This window comes from Bacteroides faecalis, assembly GCF_003865075.1.
In the GTDB taxonomy this organism is placed as follows: Bacteria; Bacteroidota; Bacteroidia; order Bacteroidales; family Bacteroidaceae; genus Bacteroides; species Bacteroides faecalis.
Window position 1 is genome coordinate 1 of record NZ_BHWB01000045.1, and the last position, 7,432, is coordinate 7,432.

General features: G+C 42.1%; 3 protein-coding genes and 5 pseudogenes. 4 read left to right on the plus strand and 4 right to left on the minus strand.

Annotation, left to right across the window (positions count from 1 at the left end; translation table 11 throughout):
• The 4 genes and pseudogenes from EJF25_RS24375 to ccsA (EJF25_RS24390) all read left to right on the plus strand — a co-directional run.
• Positions 1-213: pseudogene (locus EJF25_RS24375) on the plus strand (cytochrome c nitrite reductase small subunit); the annotation flags it as partial.
• Between the two features lie 82 nt (positions 214-295).
• Positions 296-1,727, plus strand: a pseudogene (nrfA, locus tag EJF25_RS24380) (ammonia-forming cytochrome c nitrite reductase).
• 10 nt (positions 1,728-1,737) lie between these two features.
• Positions 1,738-2,973, plus strand: a complete 1,236-nt coding sequence (locus tag EJF25_RS24385) for a cytochrome c biogenesis ResB family protein (RefSeq protein WP_125041993.1) — start codon at positions 1,738-1,740, stop codon at positions 2,971-2,973.
• Positions 2,970-3,689: pseudogene (gene ccsA, locus EJF25_RS24390) on the plus strand (cytochrome c biogenesis protein CcsA); the annotation flags it as partial. The gene EJF25_RS24385 and the pseudogene ccsA (EJF25_RS24390), both read left to right, overlap by 4 nt.
• Here the strand turns inward: ccsA (EJF25_RS24390) and ccsA (EJF25_RS24395) are convergent.
• From ccsA (EJF25_RS24395) to EJF25_RS24410, 4 genes and pseudogenes are all read right to left on the minus strand, one after another.
• Positions 3,686-4,476 (minus strand): annotated as a pseudogene (ccsA, locus tag EJF25_RS24395) (cytochrome c biogenesis protein CcsA). The pseudogenes ccsA (EJF25_RS24390) and ccsA (EJF25_RS24395) overlap by 4 nt on opposite strands.
• Positions 4,473-5,708, minus strand: a complete 1,236-nt coding sequence (locus EJF25_RS24400; protein WP_125041993.1) for a cytochrome c biogenesis ResB family protein — start codon at positions 5,706-5,708, stop codon at positions 4,473-4,475. Before EJF25_RS24400 ends, ccsA (EJF25_RS24395) begins: the two are co-directional and overlap by 4 nt.
• Before the next feature lie 10 nt (positions 5,709-5,718).
• The gene (gene nrfA, locus EJF25_RS24405; RefSeq protein WP_125042023.1) at positions 5,719-7,200 is read right to left on the minus strand and encodes an ammonia-forming cytochrome c nitrite reductase; all 1,482 of its coding nucleotides are present in this window, start codon (positions 7,198-7,200) and stop codon (positions 5,719-5,721) included.
• A 32-nt stretch (positions 7,201-7,232) separates the two neighbouring features.
• Positions 7,233-7,432, minus strand: a pseudogene (locus tag EJF25_RS24410) (cytochrome c nitrite reductase small subunit); the annotation flags it as partial.

The window sequence follows — 7,432 nt, forward strand, 5'->3', positions numbered from 1 at the left end:
CGTTGCCATACACAATTGAATATGGAAATTGTGAAGACGGGAAAGATAGACTATATGATGTCACAAGTTGGAGAAGGAAAAGCTTGTTGGGATTGTCATCGTGATGTACCTCATGGTGGAAAGAACTCACTTTCCAGTACTCCGGCAGCTATTGTGCCTTATCCGAAATCTCCTGTACCGGAGTGGCTTCGGAAAATGATGAATGATCAATAATGCAGCATAAATAATAAAACCAATATATAATGATGGAAAGAAATTAAAATCATGGCAAGGATGGCTATTGTTCGGAGGTTCAATGGTTGTTGTTTTTGTTTTGGGATTGTGTGTTTCTGCGCTGATGGAACGGAGAGCAGAAGTAGCAAGCATATTCAATAATCGTAAAAACGTTATCAAAGGGATTGAGGCTCGTAATGAACGCTATAACGATGATTTTCCTCGTGAATATCAGACGTGGACGGAAACAGCCAAGACTGATTTTGAGAGTGAGTTTAATGGGAATATAGCAGTTGATGTGTTGGAAAAACGTCCTGAGATGGTTGTTCTCTGGGCTGGATATGCATTCTCTAAAGATTATTCTACTCCACGTGGACACATGCATGCTATTGAAGATATAACTGCATCCCTGCGTACCGGAGCACCTATGAATCCGACTGAAGGTCCTCAACCTTCTACTTGCTGGACATGTAAAAGCCCGGATGTTCCTCGTATGATGGAAGCTCTTGGCGTAGATTCATTTTATCATAATAAATGGGCTGCATTTGGTGATGAAATCGTGAATCCGATCGGGTGTTCCGATTGTCACGATTCGGAAACGATGAATCTTCATATCAGTCGTCCGGCTTTGATTGAGGCTTTCCAACGTCAAGGTAAGGATATCACGAAAGCTACTCCGCAAGAGATGCGTTCGCTGGTATGTGCACAGTGTCACGTAGAATATTATTTCAAAGGTGATGGCAAATATCTGACATTCCCTTGGGATAAAGGTTTCACAGTAGAAGATATGGAAGCATATTATGATGAGGCAGGTTTTTATGATTATATTCACAAGTTGAGCCGTACTCCGATTTTGAAAGCTCAACATCCTGATTATGAAATTGCGCAGATGGGGATTCATGGACAGAGAGGTGTCTCTTGTGCCGATTGTCACATGCCGTATAAGAGTGAAGGTGGTGTGAAATTCAGTGATCACCATATACAAAGTCCTTTGGCAATGATAGACCGTACTTGTCAGGCCTGTCATCGCGAGAGTGAAGAAACATTGCGAAACAACGTTTACGAACGCCAACGCAAAGCGAATGAAATCCGTAACCGTTTGGAACAGGAACTTGCAAAAGCACATATCGAAGCAAAATATGCTTGGGATGCCGGAGCTACAGAAGACCAGATGAAAGACGTACTTGCTTTGATTCGTCAGGCACAATGGCGTTGGGATTTTGGGGTTGCTTCACATGGTGGTTCGTTCCATGCTCCTCAGGAAATTCAAAGAATACTTTCTCATGGACTCGATCGTGCTATGCAAGCTCGTTTGGCAGTATCCAAAGTATTAGTGAAGAACGGTTTTTACAGGAGAAGTTCCAATGCCTGATATTTCTACTAAGGCTAAAGCACAGCAATATATCGGTTTGGATATGGATGCAGAAAAAGCAGCTAAAGAGAAATTCCTGAATACAACAGTTCCTGCTTGGTTACAGAAAGCAAAGGCAGCAGGTCGTCTGGCACAGAAATAAAAACAGATATATGTGGAGTAAACCTTGGAGTTATAAAGAAGGTCTGTTGATTGGTATGGGCTTGCTGGTGACAGGCTTTCTGTTGCAAGTAACTGTAGGAGCGATCAATTGGAACTTATTCGCCTATCCGGTCAATGTGATTGTATTGATAATTTATATTATCGGACTAGTCAGTATACACCTTCTTCGTAAACGCGTTTACTTGTTTGGATGGCTGAGTCATTATTCTGCGGCAGTTTCATCCTTAGCATGGGTGGCATTGCTAACAGTAATGATGGGGCTTATCCGGCAAGCTTCTTCCGGTAATTCTCCTGGCGATATCTTGGGCTTTTCCCGAATGATTTCGTCCTGGCCTTTTGTGCTACTCTATTTCTGGATGGTTACGGTTTTGGGATTAACAATCCTTCGTGCCGGCTTTCCTTTGAAAGTAAGTAAATTATCTTTCTTGCTTAATCATATAGGATTATTCATAGCTTTGATCACTGCTACTTTGGGAAATGCAGATCTGCAACGACTAAAGATGACGACACAGATGGGAAATACAGAATGGCGTGCTTCTGACGAACAGGGACAATTGATTGAACTGCCGTTGGCTATCGAATTGAAGGATTTTACGATTGATGAGTATCCTCCCAAACTGATGCTGATTGACAATGAAACGGGAAATGCGCTTCCCGAAAAATCCCCTGTTCATCTTTTGCTTGAAGAAAACGTGACTGATGGAGCATTGCAAGATTGGCAACTAACTATCTTACAATCTATTCCGATGGCTGCCTCTGTAACTACTGAAGATACATTGAAATTTACGGATTTTCACTCCATGGGAGCAACGTATGCTGTTTATTTGAAAGCTGTGAATCAGAAGAAACAGCTAACTAGAGAAGGCTGGGTTAGTTGTGGCAGTTTCCTTTTTCCATATAAAGCATTACGTCTTGATTCATTGACCAGTCTTGTAATGCCGGAACGTGAACCTCAGCGTTTTGCGTCGGATGTAAAAGTCTATACGCAGGCAGGAACGATTACGGAAGCGACCATAGAAGTAAACCGTCCGTTAGAGTTGGGAGGATGGAAGATTTATCAATTAAGTTACGATGAATCGAAAGGGCGGTGGAGCGATATTAGTGTCTTTGAGTTAGTCCGGGATCCTTGGCTACCTGTAGTTTATACAGGAATTGTAATGATGATGGTTGGAGCTATCTGTTTGTTTGTGAATGCTCAGAAGAAGAAAGAGGAGGAAACAGTATGAGTTGGGAACATTTCATTTTATTTGCAATAGCAGCACTTATCTGCTGGGGACTAGGAGCATTTATTGCTTGGCGTGGAAAGAAAACGGGATGGGCGTATGGATTTACTATATTAGGGCTAGCTATCTTTTTCAGTTTTATTGTTGGCTTTTGGTTGTCTCTGGAACGTCCACCGATGCGTACAATGGGAGAGACTCGACTGTGGTACTCTTTTTTCCTGCCACTTGCCGGATTGATAACCTATAGCCGTTGGAAGTATAAATGGATTCTCAGTTTCAGTTTTATCCTTTCATTGGTATTTATCTGTATTAATATCTTCAAGCCGGAGATTCATAATAAGACTTTGATGCCTGCTCTTCAAAGTCCATGGTTTCCTCCTCATGTGATTGTGTATATGTTTGCTTATGCCATGTTAGGGGCAGCAACAGTGATGGCAGTCTATTTACTTTGGTTCAAAAAGAAAACCATCGAACGGAACGAAATGGATTTGTGTGATAACCTCACTTATGTCGGTCTGGCCTTTATGACTTTGGGTATGCTTACAGGAGCAGTCTGGGCAAAAGAAGCCTGGGGACATTACTGGGCATGGGACCCGAAGGAGACGTGGGCGGCAGCTACTTGGTTTGCTTATCTGATATATATTCATTTCCGATTGGGGAAACCGTTGCAGGTTCGCCCGGCATTAATTATTCTTTTAGTCTCATTCGTATTATTTCAATTTAAGTTATAAGTATGTACACTGACTCCCTGTGCAGATGGTAGATAATTAATGCATATACGCACATTTGTAACAATACGAATGAGACTAAAAGAATAATTAATGCCGGGCGAACCTGCAACGGTTTCCCCAATCGGAAATGAATATATATCAGATAAGCAAACCAAGTAGCTGCCGCCCACGTCTCCTTCGGGTCCCATGCCCAGTAATGTCCCCAGGCTTCTTTTGCCCAGACTGCTCCTGTAAGCATACCCAAAGTCATAAAGGCCAGACCGACATAAGTGAGGTTATCACACAAATCCATTTCGTTCCGTTCGATGGTTTTCTTTTTGAACCAAAGTAAATAGACTGCCATCACTGTTGCTGCCCCTAACATGGCATAAGCAAACATATACACAATCACATGAGGAGGAAACCATGGACTTTGAAGAGCAGGCATCAAAGTCTTATTATGAATCTCCGGCTTGAAGATATTAATACAGATAAATACCAATGAAAGGATAAAACTGAAACTGAGAATCCATTTATACTTCCAACGGCTATAGGTTATCAATCCGGCAAGTGGCAGGAAAAAAGAGTACCACAGTCGAGTCTCTCCCATTGTACGCATCGGTGGACGTTCCAGAGACAACCAAAAGCCAACAATAAAACTGAAAAAGATAGCTAGCCCTAATATAGTAAATCCATACGCCCATCCCGTTTTCTTTCCACGCCAAGCAATAAATGCTCCTAGTCCCCAGCAGATAAGTGCTGCTATTGCAAATAAAATGAAATGTTCCCAACTCATACTGTTTCCTCCTCTTTCTTCTTCTGAGCATTCACAAACAAACAGATAGCTCCAACCATCATCATTACAATTCCTGTATAAACTACAGGTAGCCAAGGATCCCGGACTAACTCAAAGACACTAATATCGCTCCACCGCCCTTTCGATTCATCGTAACTTAATTGATAAATCTTCCATCCTCCCAACTCTAACGGACGGTTTACTTCTATGGTCGCTTCCGTAATCGTTCCTGCCTGCGTATAGACTTTTACATCCGACGCAAAACGCTGAGGTTCACGTTCCGGCATTACAAGACTGGTCAATGAATCAAGACGTAATGCTTTATATGGAAAAAGGAAACTGCCACAACTAACCCAGCCTTCTCTAGTTAGCTGTTTCTTCTGATTCACAGCTTTCAAATAAACAGCATACGTTGCTCCCATGGAGTGAAAATCCGTAAATTTCAATGTATCTTCAGTAGTTACAGAGGCAGCCATCGGAATAGATTGTAAGATAGTTAGTTGCCAATCTTGCAATGCTCCATCAGTCACGTTTTCTTCAAGCAAAAGATGAACAGGGGATTTTTCGGGAAGCGCATTTCCCGTTTCATTGTCAATCAGCATCAGTTTGGGAGGATACTCATCAATCGTAAAATCCTTCAATTCGATAGCCAACGGCAGTTCAATCAATTGTCCCTGTTCGTCAGAAGCACGCCATTCTGTATTTCCCATCTGTGTCGTCATCTTTAGTCGTTGCAGATCTGCATTTCCCAAAGTAGCAGTGATCAAAGCTATGAATAATCCTATATGATTAAGCAAGAAAGATAATTTACTTACTTTCAAAGGAAAGCCGGCACGAAGGATTGTTAATCCCAAAACCGTAACCATCCAGAAATAGAGTAGCACAAAAGGCCAGGACGAAATCATTCGGGAAAAGCCCAAGATATCGCCAGGAGAATTACCGGAAGAAGCTTGCCGGATAAGCCCCATCATTACTGTTAGCAATGCCACCCATGCTAAGGATGAAACTGCCGCAGAATAATGACTCAGCCATCCAAACAAGTAAACGCGTTTACGAAGAAGGTGTATACTGACTAGTCCGATAATATAAATTATCAATACAATCACATTGACCGGATAGGCGAATAAGTTCCAATTGATCGCTCCTACAGTTACTTGCAACAGAAAGCCTGTCACCAGCAAGCCCATACCAATCAACAGACCTTCTTTATAACTCCAAGGTTTACTCCACATATATCTGTTTTTATTTCTGTGCCAGACGACCTGCTGCCTTTGCTTTCTGTAACCAAGCAGGAACTGTTGTATTCAGGAATTTCTCTTTAGCTGCTTTTTCTGCATCCATATCCAAACCGATATATTGCTGTGCTTTAGCCTTAGTAGAAATATCAGGCATTGGAACTTCTCCTGTAAAACCGTTCTTCACTAATACTTTGGATACTGCCAAACGAGCTTGCATAGCACGATCGAGTCCATGAGAAAGTATTCTTTGAATTTCCTGAGGAGCATGGAACGAACCACCATGTGAAGCAACCCCAAAATCCCAACGCCATTGTGCCTGACGAATCAAAGCAAGTACGTCTTTCATCTGGTCTTCTGTAGCTCCGGCATCCCAAGCATATTTTGCTTCGATATGTGCTTTTGCAAGTTCCTGTTCCAAACGGTTACGGATTTCATTCGCTTTGCGTTGGCGTTCGTAAACGTTGTTTCGCAATGTTTCTTCACTCTCGCGATGACAGGCCTGACAAGTACGGTCTATCATTGCCAAAGGACTTTGTATATGGTGATCACTGAATTTCACACCACCTTCACTCTTATACGGCATGTGACAATCGGCACAAGAGACACCTCTCTGTCCATGAATCCCCATCTGCGCAATTTCATAATCAGGATGTTGAGCTTTCAAAATCGGAGTACGGCTCAACTTGTGAATATAATCATAAAAACCTGCCTCATCATAATATGCTTCCATATCTTCTACTGTGAAACCTTTATCCCAAGGGAATGTCAGATATTTGCCATCACCTTTGAAATAATATTCTACGTGACACTGTGCACATACCAGCGAACGCATCTCTTGCGGAGTAGCTTTCGTGATATCCTTACCTTGACGTTGGAAAGCCTCAATCAAAGCCGGACGACTGATATGAAGATTCATCGTTTCCGAATCGTGACAATCGGAACACCCGATCGGATTCACGATTTCATCACCAAATGCAGCCCATTTATTATGATAAAATGAATCTACGCCAAGAGCTTCCATCATACGAGGAACATCCGGGCTTTTACATGTCCAGCAAGTAGAAGGTTGAGGACCTTCAGTCGGATTCATAGGTGCTCCGGTACGCAGGGATGCAGTTATATCTTCAATAGCATGCATGTGTCCACGTGGAGTAGAATAATCTTTAGAGAATGCATATCCAGCCCAGAGAACAACCATCTCAGGACGTTTTTCCAACACATCAACTGCTATATTCCCATTAAACTCACTCTCAAAATCAGTCTTGGCTGTTTCCGTCCACGTCTGATATTCACGAGGAAAATCATCGTTATAGCGTTCATTACGAGCCTCAATCCCTTTGATAACGTTTTTACGATTATTGAATATGCTTGCTACTTCTGCTCTCCGTTCCATCAGCGCAGAAACACACAATCCCAAAACAAAAACAACAACCATTGAACCTCCGAACAATAGCCATCCTTGCCATGATTTTAATTTCTTTTCCATCATTATATATTGGTTTTATTATTTATGCTGCATTATTGATCATTCATCATTTTCCGAAGCCACTCCGGTACAGGAGATTTCGGATAAGGCACAATAGCTGCCGGAGTACTGGAAAGTGAGTTCTTTCCACCATGAGGTACATCACGATGACAATCCCAACAAGCTTTTCCTTCTCCAACTTGTGACATCATATAGTCTATCTTTCCCGTCTTCACAATTTCCATATTCAATT